The following is an 18,523-nucleotide window of genomic DNA, read 5'->3' as shown; positions in this document are numbered from 1 at the left end:
GTGGCTATCATGGCTCCATCATTCTCATCAGGAGGACCAAGTGATGTTTCCAGTTCAATCGGCACCGATCGGTCGCAGCATTCTCAACAAGAGCTTGTCGTCGCGAGAGATTGGGCACGATCCGGCAGGTTCAGGCACGGCTGACGTCGCGGCACAGTTGGATGGGTCGATCCATCAACAGGGCTTCTTCAGTGATCTTGGAAGCCATCTTGGCAGTGTGCTCGACGATCTGGTCGGTCAGATCTTCTGACCTGAACGTCGACAGGATCGAGATCCTTCCGAAATGCGGCGCGCTGGGCTACATTGGTCTGAGCGCGCTCTTCGGCCGACACGGTACACGCCTTCGGCCTGGGATTGGATATCAAGGATAAAGATCCCGGCCCCGAAAGACTCCGGTCGTGCAAGGTGCGTAGCGATTATTCGAAATAGTTGTGCTTATACGCCAAGCCAAGGCGCGACAACGTTCGTCCTGAGCTCATCGCGCCTCGGCGGCTCTGGCCAGCTTTCAAGCGCGCCACGAGCTGTCTGCACCGGCCGTTGGATCGACAGTCCCATTCCAGCCTCATGACGTCAGCGCTGGTTAGCCGAGCGGCCCGCAGTGCTCGGTCGAAGACGGGGCGTTGCGCATTTCCATCTCGATCTGCGGCGGGACGCTGCGATCACGACGCGCACTCACCCCTATAGCGAGTCATTGATTGATCGCGGACTCAGCGTCGACACGCGATCGTGCCGCGCATCTATCAATGACGTCATGCATTCGGCGCTCGAAGTTCGCGGGAAGGAAGGTCGTATCCGCGATAAGAAAAATCACGCTTATCTCACGCGACAGAAATCGTTCAACAGATATTATTGCGAACTGAGATCTTGTTCACCAGCGGACGTCGTCGCTGGGATCGGCAACTCTAACGCAGCTTGAAGAGCTGGAGCGGCCGACGTCGAAACTGAGATTTCTGGTGCGTCTTCGAAGGAAGCGAACGAGATGGCAAGTCGATCTGCCTTAGTTGCTGGCAGGCATGTTGAGCGGCCGTCCGGGTTTGGCGCCGCAGGCTCGTCATCGTCGGGTGTGGAGACGCGCAGCGTGCTGTGGACGCCTGAGGGCAGTCCTAACAATGTGCAACGATTTGATGCCGGTAGAGGCTCGCCGGGCGTTCGTATCGCCGTGTTGGACGGCCGTGTCGATCTTGAACATCCATGCTTTCGAGGTGCTCATCTTGCTCTGCTGCCGAGCATGCTCCCTGCGGATCAAAAGTCGTTGGGACCGATGGCCGCGCATGGGACTCACATTACGAGCGTCATTTTCGGTCAACCCGGCAGCGAAGTCGAAGGGCTCGCGTCGGGCTGCAGTGGACTCATTATTCCGGTCTTTTTCGAAGATCGCCGGAGCGCCTCGCAGCTTGATCTGGGCCGTGCCATCGAGCTGGCTGTCGATCATGGCGCGCACATCATCAATATCAGCGGCGGTCAGCTGACGGACGTTGGGGAGGCCGACGCCTGGCTGGAGAACGCAGTGCGCCTCTGCGCCGATCGCAATGTCCTTGTGGTGGCGGCGGCCGGCAACGACGGGTGCGAGTGTCTGCACGTTCCGGCGGCGCTCCCGATGGTGTTGCCCGTCGGCGCGCTGGATCGCCAGGGCCGACCGATAAATTTCAGCAACTGGAGCGGAGCCTATCGCTCCAGAGGCTTGATGGCCCCAGGCCAGGACATCCTTGGCGCCAAGCCGGGCGGCGGCGTGACGCGTCGCAGCGGCACCAGCTTTGCGGCGCCCATCGCGGCCTCGGCTGCCGCGCTGTTGTTGAGCCATCAGGTCGATCGAGGCGAAACACCTGATCCGCATTTCGTTCGCCAGCTGCTGCTCGACAGTGCGTTGCCTTGCGACGGCTTGGGCCCGGACGAGTCTGACCGATGCTTGGCGGGGAGGTTGAACTTACCAGGTGCTTTCGAACTCTTGAAACGGAGTATAGGACAAATGACCAGAAATACGATGACGGCGAATACGGCGATCAGCCCTCAGTGCGCCTGCAACGAGCTCAAGGAGCCGAACGCGGTCTCACAGGCCGAAATGGCGGAGCCGAATGCGGCGGATCCGCGTTTGGAGTCGTCGCAAGGCGCTATACAGTCGCTGGCTGCGATGGCGATCGGCGGCAGCCGGATGCCGGATGAGGGCGCCGGCCCCCGGCCTGCTGCAGCACGCGCCGCTCCCGGCATGGCACTCAGCTCCGTGGTGCCGAGCTCCATACCGGACATGGATGAACCTGCCGGTCTGGTCTATGCACTCGGCGTGCTTGGCTATGATTTTGGGACGGAGGCGAGACGGGACAGCTTCAAGCAGCTGATGCCGCCCGTCAACCAGGTGCCTGCGAATCCTTACGACGCCCGCCAGATGGTCGACTATCTGACAACCCATCTTGCGGAAGCCAAGTCGCTCATCTGGACTTTGAACATCGAGCTGACGCCGGTGTATGCCATCGAGCCGGTCGGAGCATTTGCTCGCGACGTTTATGAAGTTCTCCTCACCATGCTGGCCGGCGAGATCAAGTTGGAGTCGGACGCGGATTTCGTTCAGCGGGTAGCCATTCCAGGAGTGCTGACGAAACGCACCGTCAAGCTTTTCTCGGGGCAGGTCGTGCCGGTGATCCAGCCGGTCAATACGCGTGGAATGTATGGCTGGAAGACCAACGCACTGATCGATAACGCATTGAATGCGCTTGCCAGCGATGGGGTGGAGTCGGATCAGGCCGAGAGCATCCGTTCGTCGCTGGAAGCATTTCTCAACCGTGTTTACTACGACTTGAGGAATCTCGGAAAAACATCCCGCGACCGCGCGCTGAACTTCGCCGTCACCGACGCATTCCAGGTCGCTACGACGTTCAGCGACTCGCTCGTAGCTGGAATGCAGCTCGATGAAATTGCGGTCGACAAGAGCCCGTTCTGTCGCATGGACAGCGATTGTTGGGATGTGAAGTTGAAGTTCTTTGATCCGGAGAACAACAAACGCGCCAAGAGGATATTCCGCTATACGGTCGATGTGAGCGACCTCATACCCGTCACCATGGGCGAGGTCCGGTGGTGGACCCAACCCAATTGATTCCGGGAGGACACACGCATGGTCAACATCAATCCGATCCTTTCAAGGCCGGTGAAGCGTCCGCATTCCGTAGTCCCATCGACGTGTGTCGATGTGGTGCATGGAAGGCGCGAGGACTTGATATCTCTGGCGATCTCGCTGATCCACGGCGCGAATTATAACGATCCGGCTCCGTTTGAATGGGCTGCACCTGAGCAGGTCATAAGTTCGGCATTCGTCCACCGGAGGTTTTGACAACATCATGACGCGGGACGCGATGATCGGCCGGCAGTGCCGGGCGACCATCGCGCGAGGCCGAACGAGCTCACGACGAGTATTTCGCAGCGAACGAGGAGCTGTTGACAATGACGAAGAAGCCGCGACCGGAGAAAAAGCGCCCCAGCGGGTCGATCACTTGGGACGAGGCAAGAGCGATGGGCATGAGCTATCGCAGCTATCTCCAAGGACTGACGGGGCTGGTCGACAGGAAGGCGAAAGGAGCGTCGGCCGAAGCGGAAGATGCCGACAAATCGTACCTGCGAGGAAGGATTTGGGCATAGGCGATTGGCGGACGGGGGCAATCGCCTGGCTCGATGACGAAGGGATCGGATGAGAGACATGCAGGCTGAGGTTGTCGACTATACGGCGAGTTGTTGCGCGAGCCCGGTGCGGCTGTGCATCAAGCCGAACTTCAGTGTCGAGCTCGTCGAGCCGATGCATGTATATTTGCTTAGCGAGCACGCATCTCACGTCCTGACAGGGCAATTGTATTGCGCCATCGTGCCGTTGCTCGATGGTCGATACACCATCGACGAGATTCATTCGCTCTTGTCTGGGACAATTTCGAGTGACGTTGTAGACCATGTGATCGCGCGGCTGAGCAGGCTGGGCTTTCTCGTCGAGGCCGTCGACGGAACAGCTCCCGGAGTCGCGGCATTCTGGAGCGAGCTTGGCTTCGATCCAGGCCGGGTCGTGATGCAGCTCCGGCAGAGCAGGATCTCGCTGATGGCCGTCGGCAATGTCTCCGTAGTGCGATTGCTGACGTTGATATCGGAGGCGGGCCTCGTTGCTGATATCCGGCCAGTTCAGAGAAGCGGCGATGCGGCGGCAACTCTGCCCGACCTTCAGGTCGTCGTGACCGACGACTACCTGCGTCCGGAGATCGAGGAGATAAACCGGATTGCATTGAAGACCCGACGGCCCTGGATGCTCGTCAAGCCTGTCGGCAGCGTCATCTGGCTCGGTCCCATCTTCGTGCCGTGCGAAACTGGCTGCTGGCAGTGCCTGGCTCACCGCTTGCGGGGCAACCTCGAAGTAAAGGAGTCCATACACCGGCAGAGAAAAGCCCAGGCCGACGCTCCCATTTGTCTGCCGACGTCACGGCCTGCGCTTCCGTCAACTGTCGACCTGGCGTTGCATTGGACGACGACGGAGATTGCAAAATGGCTGGCAGGGCGGACGCTCGGGCCCGAGGACGGCAATGTCAGGGCAGAGACCCTGGCGGGAAAGATCCTCACGCTGGATCATCTGAGTCACGGCTGCCAAACGCATTCACTGCCGCATAGGCCCCAGTGCAGCTGTTGCGGCGATCCCGCCCTGATCGCTCGTCGAGGTTTTCAGCCAATCATGCTGGAATCGTCGCCGAAGCGGTATGTCGAGGAAAGCGGCCACCGCTCCATGACGCCAGAGCAGACCGTCGCCCGCTATCAGCACCTGATCAGCCCTGTCTCCGGGGTCGTCACGGAATTGACGAGGATCTCAGATCCCGCCAACCATTTGGTTCACACCTATAGATCGAGCCATAGCCGGGGCACCGTCGGGTCTCTGCGCGGCCTGCGCCGGATCCTCCGACACACCAGCTCCGGCAAAGGCAAGACCAGCGAGCAAGCCCGCGCCAGCGGTCTCTGCGAGGCGATCGAACGCTACTCGTTCATCTATCAAGGTGACGAGCCGCGGATCAACGCCACTTTGGCCGAGATGGGCGAGAACGCGCTCCGTCCCGAATGCTGTCTGCAATTCAGCGAGGCGCAGTACGCAGATCGCGAGACGTTGAATGCAAATTCGGCAGTCGGCAACAATTGGATTCCCATGCGCTTCGACCCTGGCCGGCCGATCGACTGGACACCGGTTTGGTCGCTCACGCATGGACACCAGAAATTTCTGCCGACGGCCACTTGCTATCAATGGTACCCGCTCCCCAGGAATCATGAGTTTTGTCGGGCGGATTCAAACGGGAACGCCGCCGGCAACAACCTGGAAGAAGCGATCTGTCAGGGATTCCTGGAAGTCGTCGAGCGGGATTGCGTGGCGCTTTGGTGGTACAACCGCTTGCGGCGTCCGGCCGTCGATCTGGCGAGCTTCGATGATCCGTACTTCCGCGATCTCGAGCAGTACTATCGGGACGTCGGCCGGGAGATGTGGCTCCTCGATCTCACTGCCGATCTCGGGATCCCGGTCGTGGCCGCGGTCTCCCGAAGGATCACGGGCAGTAGTGAACGGCTGATTGTCGGCTACGGAGCCCATTTCGATCCAGCGGTTGCCGTGACGAGAGCGCTGACCGAGATGAGTCAGGTCGGCCTGGAGTTGGACAAGATTCCTGATGAGCTGATCGATGCCGAAGGTGCCGAGTGGCTGCTCGGCGCGCGAATAGAGGACAAGCCTTACCTTGTCCCTGACCGGCTGGCACCGGCTACGAAGGCCGTTGATTTCAAGTCAGCCTGGACGGGCGACATACGCGACGATGTCGATATTGCCGTTGCCGCTTGCCGGCGCATCGGTCTCGAGGTCCTGGTTCTCGACCTCACGCGGCCCGACATCGGGCTCAACGTCGTCAAAGTCGTCGTTCCGGGCATGCGCTTCTTCTGGAAAAGGTTTGCGCCGGGGCGTCTCTACGACGTGCCTGTCAGGCTCGCATGGTTGAATGAACCAACCCCCGAAGCACTGCTCAACCCGACGCCGATGCCGTTTTAGTTGACGCCGCGGGTTCCGCTAGCACCGGACTCTCACGGCGAGCCTGGCTTCTTCCGCAAGGAGGAGGAGTACGCGACCCGCTCAGAGTGGTCGAGCATGCGTCTATCGAAGGAGACAACCTATGAAGATCACGAACAAGAAGCCCGTGCAGATCGCGCCGGTTTCTCGCAGCATCGTCGGCAATTCGGCCGACCTGTTGTCCGAGCTGTCGGAGGAGACCCTTGCTGGCGTGACCGCGTCGGTCAGCGTCAGTGTTCCCGGCGTCGGCTCGGTCACGATCACCTGCGCCTATTCGGGTAGCGCCGAATAGAACCCGGACGACAGTCACCAACTGATCGGCGACGGTTCATTGGTGAATTGTCGAATTTGAAGGGGAGCGCTCGTCGTCGGCGCGGCGAGCGCTCCCAATCCCGGAAACCGAGTGATCGAGCTTCTGACAACGTCAATCTGCCGTGCGCGATTTTGCCGATTGCAGCGGCAGCGGCAGGGAGCGTTTGGATGATCTCAGACGAGCGAGCAGCCCGATGAGTCTGGATTCTTCGAGACTTCTGAACGCCCCATCGGTGCGAGCTGCCGACCTGCATGGGCGGTTTGTCGACGGCCCCTCCACCGCGAGAGGCGTGACTGCGTCCAACCTGATTGTCGATGCCGGTGCCGTCACCATGCCGCACGATTTGGATGCCCGCATTCCCGGTCTCGGCGAACTCCGAAAGCGGACGTTGGGCGACCCTCGAGTCACCATCGTCGTTCTCGACGGCTACCCCGATCTGACATTGTCAAGTCTTCGCAGCGATCAGATCTCGATGCTGCTTCCGTATTGGCATGAGGGGGCGAGCCCGATCACGGCTGAGCAGCACGCCCTGTTCCGCGAGATCGCAAATAGTGATCTTCCTGATAAGCAGAAGGAAGAAAGGCTTCTCACCGAGTTCTCGCCAGACATCCTGCTTCGGATTCTGGGCGACCGTCACGCCACTCATATCACCAGCGTCATCGCAGGGCGGCCTGGCACACCGGCGCCGGGCATCGCGCCGGCTTGTCGGGTGATCGTCGTGCCGATGAACCAGGTTGGCGAGGCGGGGGAGTTCATATCGCCGCTCAATCTCGCCCGGGCGTTCGATCTGGCCCATGATTGGGGAGCTGACGTGATTCATTGCGCCGCGTGCGTGCCGACTCAAACGGATTCGCCACACGACCTGCTGGCGCGCGCGGTCCGCCGATGTCTCGACGACAACATCCTGATCGTGGCGCCGGCCGGCAATAACGCGGGCGATTGCCGCTGCTTTCCTGCCGCACTCCCGGGGACGCTCGCAGTGGGCGCTCTGAAGGACGACGGCAAACCGTTCAAGTTCAGCAATTGGGGCGGCAATTATTCGGCAGACGGCATCATGGCGCCGGGCGAAAACATCCTCGGAGCACAGCCGGGAACGGAGGAGCCGATCCGCGAAATGGGGACGAGCGTGGCGGCGCCGATCGTTACCGGCATCGCTGCCTTGCTGATGAGCCAGCAGTTGCAGGCCGGGCAGCAGATTGATGCAGCGGCGATCCGCGCGGCGCTGCTCGATACGGCGCGCTTATGTGATCCAGCCGTCATCGACGAGCCGGAACGTTGTCTTCGAGGCGTGCTGGATCTGCCTGCGGCCTTCGAGGCGCTGTTCACGTCGCGCGGCGGGATTGGTGCGAGCGGCAGAGACGACCGTCTCCTCGTCGGCGTCGGACCCGTTCCCCAGACCGGCGTGATGACGAGTGCCGCATCATCGTCCGTCGAGGAGACGCTCAGTCCATCGGCTTTGCCACCGACCGTAGCGGACTCTGCCGCTTCGGCACCGGCTTCGGTTGGCGCGACGGGGGGCGTCGAACAAAGCACCGCCCACTCCGGCCTGGTCTATGCGCTCGGCAGCTTGGCCTACGACTTCGGATCCGAGATCGGCCGGCAGGAGTTCGAGCAATATATGGGCCGGGAGGCGGGGCGTGCCGGCCCGGACCGGCCGACTCCGCACGAGGTGCAACACCTCATCGAATATCTCGATCGGCGCCGGACGGAGCGGGATTGTTTGATATGGACTTTGGTGATCGGCGGCTCGCCGGTCTATGGGCTCGTTCCCGAAGGCCCTTATGCCGACACAATATACGAGACCTTTCTGCAACTCTTGGCCGGTCAAAGCCTGACACCGGATCAATCCGATTTCATCGAGAGGATCAGCATTCCGGGCCGCCGTACCGGCGAAATGATAAGGCTTCAATCAAAGGCGGAGGTTCCGATCGTAGCCGTCACTGATCTGCGCGGCATTTACGGCTGGAAGATCAATGAGCTGGTCGATGACGCCGTGAACAGGATACACGGCGCAGAGGCTACTCCGGCGCGCGCATTTCTCCATCATGCAGTAACCGACTTCCTCAACCGTGTGTACTTCGAGTTGCACAATCTGGGACAGATGTCCCGAGATCGTGCAATGAACTTCGCAGCAACGAATGTGTTTCAGGCTGCATCGGGTTTTGCTGCAGCAGTCGATGAAGGGCGTGTGCTCGACACCATCGTTGTGACCAAGAGCCCAGTATGTCGAATGCATAGCGACTGCTGGGAGTTGTCCTTGACGTTCTTCGATCCGGACGACGAGGGAAGGGCAGCAAAAATGTTCCAGTTCACGATTGATGTATCTGAGATGATGCCGGTTACGGTCGGTAACGTGAAGAGCTGGTTCAAGAGGCGCGGTTTCGGACACTAACTTTGTAGCTGGTCCTCCGGTCGCCTTCCGACCACATGGGCGTATGCTGGCCGCCTTCTCGGGGGCATGGCGCAAACATGGCGATGGTGCCGCTGATGAGCAGCTGAGCATTCTCGGATTGGCGATAGTCCAGGAGGAGAGTGTTGTGTTGGTACCGAGCTTTCCCAACGGACTGCCGGAGAATATCGGATCAGCTATTTCGTATCCGGCTTTGGCGTGCTTCCGAAACTCCAAACGCCACGACGTTTCCTCCGAGTTCTATTTGCTTGAGATCTATCGCAACAGCTCGCGGGCGATTACCACGCGCTGGATCTGGTTGGTTCCCTCGAAGATCTGAGTCAGCTTCGCGTCGCGCATCATTCGCTCGACGGGGTAGTCCATGGTGTAGCCATAGCCGCCGAAGATCTGGACGGCGTCGGTCGTCACCTTCATAGCCACATCGCTGCCGAAGCATTTCGCCATGCTGGCGAGCAGATTCAGGCGCTTCCAGTCGCCTTCATCGCCGGCCCGCGCGCATTCATAGACGAGCGCACGCGCGGCCTCGATCTGGATCGCCATGTCTGCGAGCATGAACTGTACGCCCTGGAATTCGGAGATCGACTTTCTGAACTGCTTCCGCTCCTTGGCGTAGGCGATGCAGGCGTCGAGCGCACCTTGGGCCAGGCCGACCGACTGAGCGCCGATCGTCGGGCGGTTGAGATCGAGCGCCCGCATCGAGGCACGAAAGCCCTTGCCCTCTTCCCCCACGAGGTTTTCGGCGGGCACCCGCACATTGTCGAGGAAGATCGGCGTATTGGGCGCGCCGCGAAAGCCCATCTTGCGCTCATGTCGGCCGAACGACACGCCCGGCATCTTCTTTGGCTCGATGATGAAGGCGCTGATGCCGTCGGCGCCCGGTCCGTCGCCGGTCCGGGCCATCAACACGATGAACTCAGCCTCCACGCCATAGCTGCACCACTGCTTCCGGCCGTTCAGGATGTAGCTGTCGCCATCCTTCTGCGCGCGGGTGTTGAGGGCGGTGACATCGGAGCCGGCCTGCGGCTCGGAGATCGCGATTGCCGTAACCACGCCGCCCTTGGCGATGATCGGCAGGAACTTGCGGCGCTGCTCCTCCGAGCCGAAATGGAGCAGCGGCATGATGAACATGGTGTTGAGTCCGGCAATGGACGCGCAGGCGGGAGAGACCTTCGATATCTCCTCCCGCGCGATGCACATCATGGTGAGGTTGCCATTGGGGCCACCGTACTGCTCGGGTACCCAGAGCTGCATCAATCCCATCTCGCCGAACAGTTTCACCAGTTCGGTCGGGAAGCGATCAGTCTCGTCGATCTCCGCCGCGATCGGGGCCACATGTCTGGCCACCATCCGGCGGATGCTCTCGCGGAACGCGGTTTGCTCTTCGGTGAAACTCATCGCGGCGTTTCCTTGGGAGAAAGCTCCAAAGAAAGAGCTTCCATTTAATGGGTGATCCATTTAATAATCATTGTCATGATGATGAAGTCAAGACCGCAGACATCCACTCCCTCAAAGTCCGGACCATCTGGCCGACGCGACCGCCCCGCGGATAGCCGCGTGGCAGGGGCGCCAACGGCGCCGAAATTCCGGCCGATCCATACGCGTCGGGCATTCGAGGAAATCTGCGAGAGGATCAGGGAGCAGCTCGCGTTGGGCGTGCTCAAGCCCGGTGACAAATTGCCGCCGGAGCGCGACCTGGCCCAACAGTTGGGCGTGAGCCGTAACGTCCTGCGTGAAGCTCTGCGGAGCCTGGAGATGGCCGGAGTGCTTCGGCTGCGAAAAGGCGTGAAAGGCGGCGCTTTTGTGCGCGAGGGCGATACCGGCCGCATGAATCTCGTCATGCGCGACATGCTGAGTCTGGGCACGATCTCCGTGCGCGAGCTGTCCGAGGCGCGGATTGACGTGCTGGATCTCGTGGTTCGGCTGGCCTGTGCCAACGGCAAGCCGGTCGATTTCGACGCGCTCGAGGCCAACATCGAGCGCACGGAGCTCGCGACGCAGGAGGGTCGTCTGCTCGACCGCGTCGAATGCTCGCGCGAGTTCTACAAGCTGCTTGCGGTTGCGACCGGGAACAAGGTGATCGCGATGATCCTCGATTCGGTCACCGAGATCCACATGCGGTTCGTCTATGCCAAGGTGGTGTCGAGCGGTGTCGCCATGGCGCGGTTGGTGGAGACGCGTCGAAAATTTCTGGCGGCGCTCCGGGCACGAAATGCAGCGACTGCGTCACGCCTGATGCGTACCCATCTCGAGTCAGTGCAGCGCATGCTGGAACAGGATCCCGGTGCGATGTCGCTGCAGGTGGCGCTTGCCGAGATGCAGCCGGGCATGCGCCCCTGAACGAAAAACGATGAGCCAAAACGGAGGAAACCGTGTCGATCTACGCCAAATACGAATGCCTGAAAGTCGAGGTCGCGGACAAAGTCGCGACGGTCACGCTGAACCGGCCGGAGGCGCGTAACGCCATCAATCAGAAGCTGATCCGCGAACTCAGGACGATCTGGGACGATCTGGCCGACGATCACGCCGTCAACGTCGTAGTGCTCACCGGCGCCGGAGATTTCTTCAGCGTCGGCGGCGACGTCAAGGCGATGTCGGAGCGACCGGGCGGGGACGTTCTGGAGGAGGGCGAGATCCATGATCCCATGATCAGCCGCCGCGGGGTTACCCGGCAACTCGAGCTCGACAAGCCCATCATCGCGGCGATCAATGGCGATGCCATCGGGCTGGCTGCGACCCATGCGCTGCTGTGCGATATCACGGTCATGTCCGAGGATGCCCGCATCGGCGACACGCACGTCTCCCGCGTCGGGCTGGTTGCCGGCGACGGCGGCACCGTGATCTGGCCGCTGCTGGTCGGCATCAACAAGGCCAAGGAGTTCCTGATCCGCGGCACGCTGCTTAAGGGCAGGGAGGCCGAACGGATTGGCCTGGTCAATCATGTGGTTCCTCGTGCCGACGTGCTGGGCAAGGCGCGGGAAATCGCCATTGAACTGGCGAACGGCCCGACGTGGGCGATCCGCTGGACCAAGCTGTCGATCAACCAGATCGTGAAGGATCGCGTGAACATGTTGCTGGAGGCGTCAATGGCGCTCGAGCAGGTCACGTTCGAGACAGCGGATCACAAGGAGGCCACCATGTCCTTCAAGGAGAAGCGCAAGCCGAGGTTCGGTCAGGCGTAGGCTCTCGTGATGGCCTCCGGGATCGAAAGCGACGACGTTGCGGGCATGCTTCGCGATTCCATGCGCGGACTTCTCGAAGCGCATTGGCGCGCCGATCGCCTGAAGGATGGTGCGTCGCCGGACGCGATCACCGAGATCTGGGACAAGCTGGCCCAGCAGGGTGTCGCGGTTCTGGGCGCCAATCCGGAGGAGGGCGGTCTTCGCGAGATCCTGGCGGTGATGGAAGAGCTCGGCCGCGCGGCGTGTCCAGCTCCGATGTGGTCTGCCGTGCTGGCCAACCTCGTGCTGCCGGATGCATCCTCCGATGGAGCCGACCTGCGAAAGGCACTTCACGTGGGCGCGGCGCGCATTGTCTTTTCCTTCGGGGCGTTCGATCCCGATCCCGGTATCGGTTCGATCACGCTTGATGGCGAGACGGCAACGGGATCCCTCCGGTTCGTCGAGGCGGCGGGAAGCGCGACCCACCTGCTCACGCCGGTGGATGAGGCGCAGCTCGTGCTCGTCGACCTTCGGGCTCCCGGCGTCGATCGTCTACCTACGCGCACGATGGGGGCGTGGGGCAATTGGGAGCTGACGCTCGATGCGGCGTCGGCAAGACTTGTTCCTGCTGCCGACATCAGCCTGAGCGACCTGCGATCGATCGCGCGCCTCATGCTACTGGCGCGTGCCCATGGCGCCGCGCGCCGCGCGTTCGAGCTGGCGGTTACCTACGCCGGGGAGCGGCATCAGTTCGGCCAGCCGATCGGGCGATTTCAGGCGATCCAGCACAAGCTGGCCAACTGCTTCATCGATCTCGAGGGCGTGCGTCTCGTTCTGCACCATGCAGCAAAGCTGCGCGACGAGAGCGACCTCGACTGGCGGTATTTCTCCGATTGCGCCATGGCGTTCGCAGGCCCTGCTTTGCGACGCGCTTCGCTGGAGACGCAGCACACGTTCGGCGCCATCGGCTATGCCGAAGAACACGAAGCACCACTGCATTTCAAACGCGTCCATCTGGACACCGTAGCGTTTGGTGGCGCAGCCCATGCCAAACGAAGCCTCGCCGCCCATCTCTTCGACAATGGCGGTGCGGGGATGCCGCAATATGACCTCGGCTGCGCGGGCAACGAACTGCGCGATCAGGTCAAGCGGTGGTTTGCGCGAAACTGGGCGGACGGCAGAAAAGCCGCCTTCGACGCCAAGCCGTTCGCAAAGCGCGAGTTCGACGCCGAGTTTGCTGCAGATATGGGCAGCACGGGGTGGATCGGCCTCGGCTGGCCGCAGGAGTTCGGCGGCCAGGCGCGTTCGCCGCTCGAGCAAATCGCCTTCATGGAGACCATGGAGCAGAACGAGGCTCCGCGCATTGGCGCCTCGATCCAGGCCAACGCCTTGATGATGTTCGGAACGTCCGAGCAACAGAAGAAATATCTGCCGGAGATTCTGCGCGGCGAGGCCATGCATGGGATGGGTTACAGCGAGCCGCAAGCAGGATCCGACCTTGCGGCACTGCGGACCAGCGCGGTCCGCGACGGCGACCAGTGGGTCATCAACGGTCAGAAGATCTGGACCACGACCTGGTGGGGCAAATACATGTTCCTGGCGGCGCGAACCGACAAGAGCGCCAAGCCCCATGCCGGCATCAGCATGTTCATCGTGCCGATGACCACACCCGGAATCACGATCCGGCCGGCCAACACCATGTACGATGGAACGTTCGCCAACATCTTCTACGACGATGTTCGCGTGCCCCTGGAGAACCTCGTCGGCGCTGAAAACGAGGGCTGGAAAGTCCTGACCGGAGCGCTCGCTTTCGAGCGGGGGCTGGTCGGTGGCGGCATCGTGCTGAAAGTCGCGCATGCCTTTGAACGATTGCGCCAGCACGTCGTGGCCCGGCAGGAGTTAAGCGAGGATCCAATGATCCGGGACCGCATGGCGGCGTTCGCGTGCGAAATCGAGATCGGGCGCCAGCTGATGATGCATTGCGCTGACCTTGCCGCCGGCGGCATCACTCCGCCGGAGTATGGTGCGATCAGCAAGGTCTTTTCCAGCGAGCTGATGGAACGCTTCGGCGAGGCCGCGCTCGACATGCTCGGCATGCGCGCCACGCTGTCCGAACAGATGCCGGGTGCCATCGACAACGGCCGGTTCGAGCAAAACCTGCGTCATTCCTTGATGTGGGTGATCAGCATCGGAACGAACGAAATTCAGCGCAGCCTGATCGCGCAACGTGCGCTTGGCTTACCTCGATAGGAACGGATGATGCAGGGACAATCGTTGAAGCCACCACTCGAGGGCGTCCGCGTGCTGGACTTCTCCATCATGCTCGCCGGACCCTATTGCGCCCGGCTGCTGGCAGATGTCGGCGCCGAAGTGATCAAGATCGAGCCGCCGGAAGGCGAGGAGATGCGTCTGCGCGCGCCCCTTCGCGACGGCCAAAGCGCCTATTTCGGCCAGCTCAACGCCGGCAAGAAGAGCATCGCACTGGACCTCAAATCGTCCGAGGCGATCAAGCTCGTGCATCGGATGGTCGAAAGCACGGATATTCTGGTCGAGAATTTCCGCCCCGGCGTCATGGAGCGCCTCGGTCTCGGCTATGAGGCGCTTCGCAAGATCAATCCGCGTTTGATCTATTGCTCGATATCCGGCTACGGCCAGACCGGTCCGCAGTCGGAGCGACCGGCCTATGCGATGATCGTTCAAGCCGAGAGCGGTTTCGACCGCGCGCTGATGCGATACGCCGGTGATCGCGACCGGCCGGCGGCCGGAGCAGTGTTCGTTGCCGACATTCTCGGTGGCGTTTTCGGCTTCTCGGCGATTCAAACGGCGATGGTGCAACGGGAGCGTACGGGAGCAGGGCAGCACGTCGATGTCGTTCTGATGGACTGCATGCTGAACCTCATGGTGTATGAGCTGCAGGAAGCGCAATTCTCGGCGCCGGTGGCACGGCCGACCTATGGTCCCGTGCGCGCCAAGGACGGCGACGTCCTGATCGCGCCGGTATCGGCGCGCAATTTTGCGGCGCTTCGCGACCTGACGCGCCTGCCGGAGCTCTCGTCCGACCCTCGTTTCACTTCGGTCGCAGCGCGTGGCGCGAACTGGGGCGCGATGATGCAGGTCGTCGAGCGGTGGACGATGCAGCACACGGTGGATGAGTGCCTGGCAGCGCTCGATCGCGCCGGCATTCCGAGCGCCCGCTTTCGTGATCCCGCGGAAACGCTGGATGATGCGGATTTGTCTGCCCGCGGCGTCTTCGCGCCGATCGCCGACCTCGCAGGCGAGTTCAAGGGCGTCAACGCGCCGTGGCGGATGTCGGGCGCGCGGACTGGAATCGGCCGCGACATCCCCGCCATCGGCGAGCACCGGGACGAGATTCTGACGCGCGTGCTCGGCCTGTCCGAAAACGACCTCGAGCAAGCCGCTGCCGCCGGCGCATTTGGAAAGGGTGGAGCGTCACCGTGATTTGATGCTGCCAGCCGCGAATTTTCTACCGCAAGATAATCAAAAAGTATCGTGGGAGGATCGACATGAAGGGGCTACGTGTTCTGGCTTTCATATTCGGAGCGGCGATGCTCGTCGCGCCCGCCGTAGCGGACAATTATCCATCGCGTCCCATCCGGCTCATCGTGCCATATCCCGCCGGCGGTTCGACCGACATCATGGCGCGTGCACTGCAGGAGCCGATGACGAAGATCCTCGGCCAGCCGATCGTCATCGATAATCGCGGCGGGGCCGCCGGCACGACCGGTTCCAACGAAGCGGCTCGATCGGATGCCGACGGTTACACGCTTCTGTTTGCCAACAACGGCCCGATCTCGATCGCGCCGTTGCTGCAAAAGGGCATCGATTTCGATCCGCTGAAGAGCTTTGCGCCAGTGTCGCTGGTTTCCACAGCGCCGCTGGTCCTGGTGGCAAGCGAAAAGGTACCCGTGAACGACGTCGCCGGGCTGCTTGCCTATGCCAAGGTGCAGAGCAAGCCGATGCTGTATGCATCCGCCGGACCAGGTTCGCTCGGGCATCTGAGCACCGAGCGCTTCCTCAATCAGGCAGGTCTGCAAATGGTCCACGTCCCATATCGGGGCCAGGCGCCGACGACGCTTGCCATCTTTACCGGCGAGGTCGACATTCTGCTCACCACCACTTCCGATACGCTGAACGAGCACATCCGCTCCGGCAAGGTGAAGCTGCTCGGGGTTTCCTCGCCCGGTCCTTCGCCGGTCGCTCCCGGTGCGGCATCCATCGGCACCGCCTTGAAGGGCTATTCGGTCGAAACGTGGTTCGGCATTCTCGCCCCTGCGGGCACTCCGCCTGATGTTGTGGCCAAGCTAAACGCCGCGCTTGGCACTGTGCTGGCGATGCCGCAAATAAGGGAGCGCTTCCTCTCCTATGGCGTCGAGGCCAAGGCCAGCACCCCTGCGGAGTTGCGCGCCCTGATCGCCGCAGAGATCCCATCCTGGCGCAAGGTGATCGAGGAACGCAACGTCAAGACCGAATAGCGGAGTAGGGTGCTAGTCGAGCGTGATGTTGGCCTCCTTCACCACCTTCGCCCACTTGTCGACATCGGCGCGGATGGTGGCCGCGAAAGCTTCCGGCGTTGAGCTCTTCGGTTCGACGCCGAGCTTTTTGAGAGCCTCCTGCACGGACGGCGTTGCGACCGCGCGCGCGATTGCGTCGTTAAGCCTGGCCACGATCTCGGACGGGGTGCCGGCAGGCGCGAGGATGCCAAACCACACCACGACCTGAAATCCAGGAAGCGCCTCGTTGATGGTCGGCGTGTCCGGAAACAGCGGCGAGCGCTCCGCCGTGCTGATGCCGAGCGATTTGAGCATGCCGGCCTGGACCTGACCCATGCCTTCGAGCGGCGTGATGAAGTAGACCGAAACCTGGCCCGCGAGCGTATCGTTCGTTGCCGGTGCGCCCCCACGATACGGAATGTGTTGCATTTCAATGCCGGCCTGACGGCGAAACAACTCCGCTGTGACATGGGAGGCCGACCCTTGCCCGACCGATGCATAGGAGAGCGCGTTGGGATCCTTCTTGCCGCGCGCGATGAGATCGGTGACGCTGCTGATCCCTGTCGACGGCGCCGTCACCAGCAGGAACGGCACGTCGACGACCTTCGAGATCGGCACGAAATCGCGGACGGGATCGTAGGCGAGCTTCTTGTAGAGGCTCGCGTTCAACGCGTTCGGCCCGAGATTGCCGAATACGATCGTGTATCCGTCCGGCGTTGCCCGAGCCGCTTCTGTCGTGCCGATGATGCCTCCGGCACCCGACTTGTTGTCGATGATGACCGGCTTGCCAAGGATTTCGGTGAGGGGTTGCAGGATCGCCCGCGCGAGGATGTCGGTGGAGCCGCCCGCCGGATAGGGCACGATCATCCGGATCGCACGCTCCGGATACCCCTCGGCCAGACAAGGGACCGCGAACAGGAATGACAGCAGCAGAACCAGTGCGCGCATCAGCGCCTCCCCTCGACGGGCGCTCTATGGCGCCTCGGAAGTATATTTAGTACGTATACGTATCGTATCGGCCGAGGGATTACAACAGCCTTGGCCAGCCAAGCGGCGGTCCGGCCGCGGCTGCGGGAGTCAGGCGCCGGGCTCGGGAGGGGGAGACTTCGCGATCGCCAGCATGCAACGCAGGAAATGCGCGCGGTCGTCCTGGCTCAAGGGAGCAAGCATGAGATCCTGCAGCCGGGCCGCGGCCGGAACCACGGCCATCAGGGCGCTGGTGCCCTTGGCCGTGATCTGGACCTGGATGGAACGGCGATCGACGGGATGGTTCTTCTTGGAGATCAGCCTGCGTGCGGTCATCCGCTTCAACATTTCGCTGAGCGTATTCCGGTCGCAACTGATGCGTTCTGCAAGCGCGGACGCCGTCATTGGTCCCTGCTGCAGCAGCGCCATCAGGACGCCGAACTGGCGGGGCGTGATGTCGGTTTGCCGCGTTACGCTCTGGTAGAGCCCGTCATATTTGGCTTCGAGCAGGCGCAGCAGAAATCCGATGCCGCTTTCCAGTCTCCACTGATGTGCCAGCGCGGCAACCGGATCTCCCGCTTCGTCCTTTTTGACCGACATGACGCCTAGTTCCCACCTGCTCCAGTGTAACAATCGGTTAGCAGCTTGGCCGTGGCCCCTCAACCGCCGGGGACGGGGTTCGCCCCGGCGGCATCCCGATGGTTGCCAGGGTCATGGCGATATGGTACGTATACGTATTAATTAACGGCTCGGACGAAAGAGCCCAGGGGAGGCCCTGCGTTGGATCTGCGCGCTCTGTTGTCGATTCCGTATCTGCTCGAGGCGGAAGCTGTCGAGACCGAGCCCGGAGAATGGCTCGTCCGTTGCGCCTATCCGGAGCTCCCCGGCTGCGCCGCAGAAGGCGTCGTCGTTGAAGCCGTGCTGAAGGATCTGGAGCGTCAGCGGATCGAAATGATCGTCAGGCTGGTCGAGGCCGGAAGGCTGCCGCCGATTCCGCGACAGCCGCTGGCTTCATCCGACCCGTTATGGACCGCGCGCGATCTCGGATTGTCTGATCGGGTCACAGCCTTGCTGGACGCGAGAACGACCCAAAATCGAACCTGACAAAAACGA

General features: G+C 61.8%; 16 protein-coding genes. 13 read left to right on the top strand and 3 right to left on the bottom strand.

What is annotated here, in order from left to right:
- The first annotated feature begins 40 nt into the window (after positions 1-40).
- From DCM79_RS19805 to DCM79_RS19775, 7 genes are all read left to right on the top strand, one after another.
- On the top strand, positions 41-250 hold the full coding sequence (locus DCM79_RS19805; RefSeq protein ID WP_257175946.1) for a hypothetical protein: 210 nt from the start codon (positions 41-43) through the stop codon (positions 248-250).
- A 729-nt stretch (positions 251-979) separates the two neighbouring features.
- On the top strand, positions 980-3,085 hold the full coding sequence (locus tag DCM79_RS19800; RefSeq protein WP_257175945.1) for a PatA/PatG family cyanobactin maturation protease: 2,106 nt from the start codon (positions 980-982) through the stop codon (positions 3,083-3,085).
- 18 nt (positions 3,086-3,103) lie between these two features.
- Positions 3,104-3,319 carry a cyanobactin biosynthesis system PatB/AcyB/McaB family protein gene (locus DCM79_RS19795; protein WP_257175944.1) on the top strand — a complete coding sequence of 72 codons (216 nt, stop codon included), beginning with the start codon at positions 3,104-3,106 and terminating at the stop codon, positions 3,317-3,319.
- 110 nt (positions 3,320-3,429) lie between these two features.
- Positions 3,430-3,624, top strand: coding sequence for a hypothetical protein (locus tag DCM79_RS19790; RefSeq protein ID WP_257175943.1), 195 nt, complete (start codon positions 3,430-3,432; stop codon positions 3,622-3,624).
- A gap of 58 nt (positions 3,625-3,682) precedes the next feature.
- On the top strand, positions 3,683-6,034 hold the full coding sequence (locus tag DCM79_RS19785; protein ID WP_257175942.1) for a TOMM precursor leader peptide-binding protein: 2,352 nt from the start codon (positions 3,683-3,685) through the stop codon (positions 6,032-6,034).
- A gap of 121 nt (positions 6,035-6,155) precedes the next feature.
- Positions 6,156-6,344, top strand: coding sequence for a DUF5837 family cyanobactin class RiPP (locus DCM79_RS19780; protein ID WP_028137896.1), 189 nt, complete (start codon positions 6,156-6,158; stop codon positions 6,342-6,344).
- 214 nt (positions 6,345-6,558) lie between these two features.
- Complete coding sequence (locus DCM79_RS19775; protein ID WP_257175941.1) at positions 6,559-8,757, top strand: S8 family serine peptidase; 2,199 nt, start codon at positions 6,559-6,561, stop codon at positions 8,755-8,757.
- Positions 8,758-9,030: 273 nt separating this feature from the next.
- Here the strand turns inward: DCM79_RS19775 and DCM79_RS19770 are convergent, their stop codons facing one another.
- Positions 9,031-10,170 carry an acyl-CoA dehydrogenase family protein gene (locus DCM79_RS19770; protein WP_257175940.1) on the bottom strand — a complete coding sequence of 380 codons (1,140 nt, stop codon included), beginning with the start codon at positions 10,168-10,170 and terminating at the stop codon, positions 9,031-9,033.
- Positions 10,171-10,245: 75 nt separating this feature from the next.
- On the opposite strand from DCM79_RS19770, the gene DCM79_RS19765 reads away from it, so the two are divergent.
- The 5 genes from DCM79_RS19765 to DCM79_RS19745 all read left to right on the top strand — a co-directional run bounded on the left by DCM79_RS19765 (position 10,246) and on the right by DCM79_RS19745 (position 16,426).
- Positions 10,246-11,112 (top strand): FadR/GntR family transcriptional regulator, encoded by an 867-nt coding sequence (locus DCM79_RS19765; RefSeq protein WP_306556679.1) that lies wholly within the window; start codon positions 10,246-10,248, stop codon positions 11,110-11,112.
- A 32-nt stretch (positions 11,113-11,144) separates the two neighbouring features.
- Complete coding sequence (locus DCM79_RS19760) at positions 11,145-11,954, top strand: enoyl-CoA hydratase/isomerase family protein (protein ID WP_028137894.1); 810 nt, start codon at positions 11,145-11,147, stop codon at positions 11,952-11,954.
- Positions 11,955-11,963: 9 nt separating this feature from the next.
- Positions 11,964-14,183 (top strand): acyl-CoA dehydrogenase, encoded by a 2,220-nt coding sequence (locus tag DCM79_RS19755; protein WP_257175939.1) that lies wholly within the window; start codon positions 11,964-11,966, stop codon positions 14,181-14,183.
- 24 nt (positions 14,184-14,207) lie between these two features.
- The gene (locus DCM79_RS19750; protein ID WP_257175938.1) at positions 14,208-15,392 is read left to right on the top strand and encodes a CaiB/BaiF CoA-transferase family protein; all 1,185 of its coding nucleotides are present in this window, start codon (positions 14,208-14,210) and stop codon (positions 15,390-15,392) included.
- A 107-nt stretch (positions 15,393-15,499) separates the two neighbouring features.
- Positions 15,500-16,426, top strand: a complete 927-nt coding sequence (locus tag DCM79_RS19745) for a tripartite tricarboxylate transporter substrate binding protein (protein ID WP_257175937.1) — start codon at positions 15,500-15,502, stop codon at positions 16,424-16,426.
- A gap of 12 nt (positions 16,427-16,438) precedes the next feature.
- On the opposite strand, the gene DCM79_RS19740 is transcribed toward DCM79_RS19745, so the two are convergent.
- Entirely contained in the window at positions 16,439-17,392 is a 954-nt protein-coding gene (locus DCM79_RS19740) for a tripartite tricarboxylate transporter substrate binding protein (protein ID WP_257175936.1), read from the bottom strand.
- 129 nt (positions 17,393-17,521) lie between these two features.
- The gene (locus DCM79_RS19735; RefSeq protein WP_257175935.1) at positions 17,522-18,010 is read right to left on the bottom strand and encodes a MarR family winged helix-turn-helix transcriptional regulator; all 489 of its coding nucleotides are present in this window, start codon (positions 18,008-18,010) and stop codon (positions 17,522-17,524) included.
- 180 nt (positions 18,011-18,190) lie between these two features.
- On the opposite strand from DCM79_RS19735, the gene DCM79_RS19730 reads away from it, so the two are divergent.
- The gene (locus tag DCM79_RS19730) at positions 18,191-18,514 is read left to right on the top strand and encodes a hypothetical protein (RefSeq protein WP_257175934.1); all 324 of its coding nucleotides are present in this window, start codon (positions 18,191-18,193) and stop codon (positions 18,512-18,514) included.
- Positions 18,515-18,523: the final 9 nt, after the last annotated feature.

The sequence above is a fragment of the Bradyrhizobium sp. WBOS07 genome (genome assembly GCF_024585165.1).
Lineage (GTDB): Bacteria > Pseudomonadota > Alphaproteobacteria > Rhizobiales > Xanthobacteraceae > Bradyrhizobium > Bradyrhizobium japonicum_B.
This window is presented reverse-complemented; position numbering and strand designations above follow the sequence as displayed.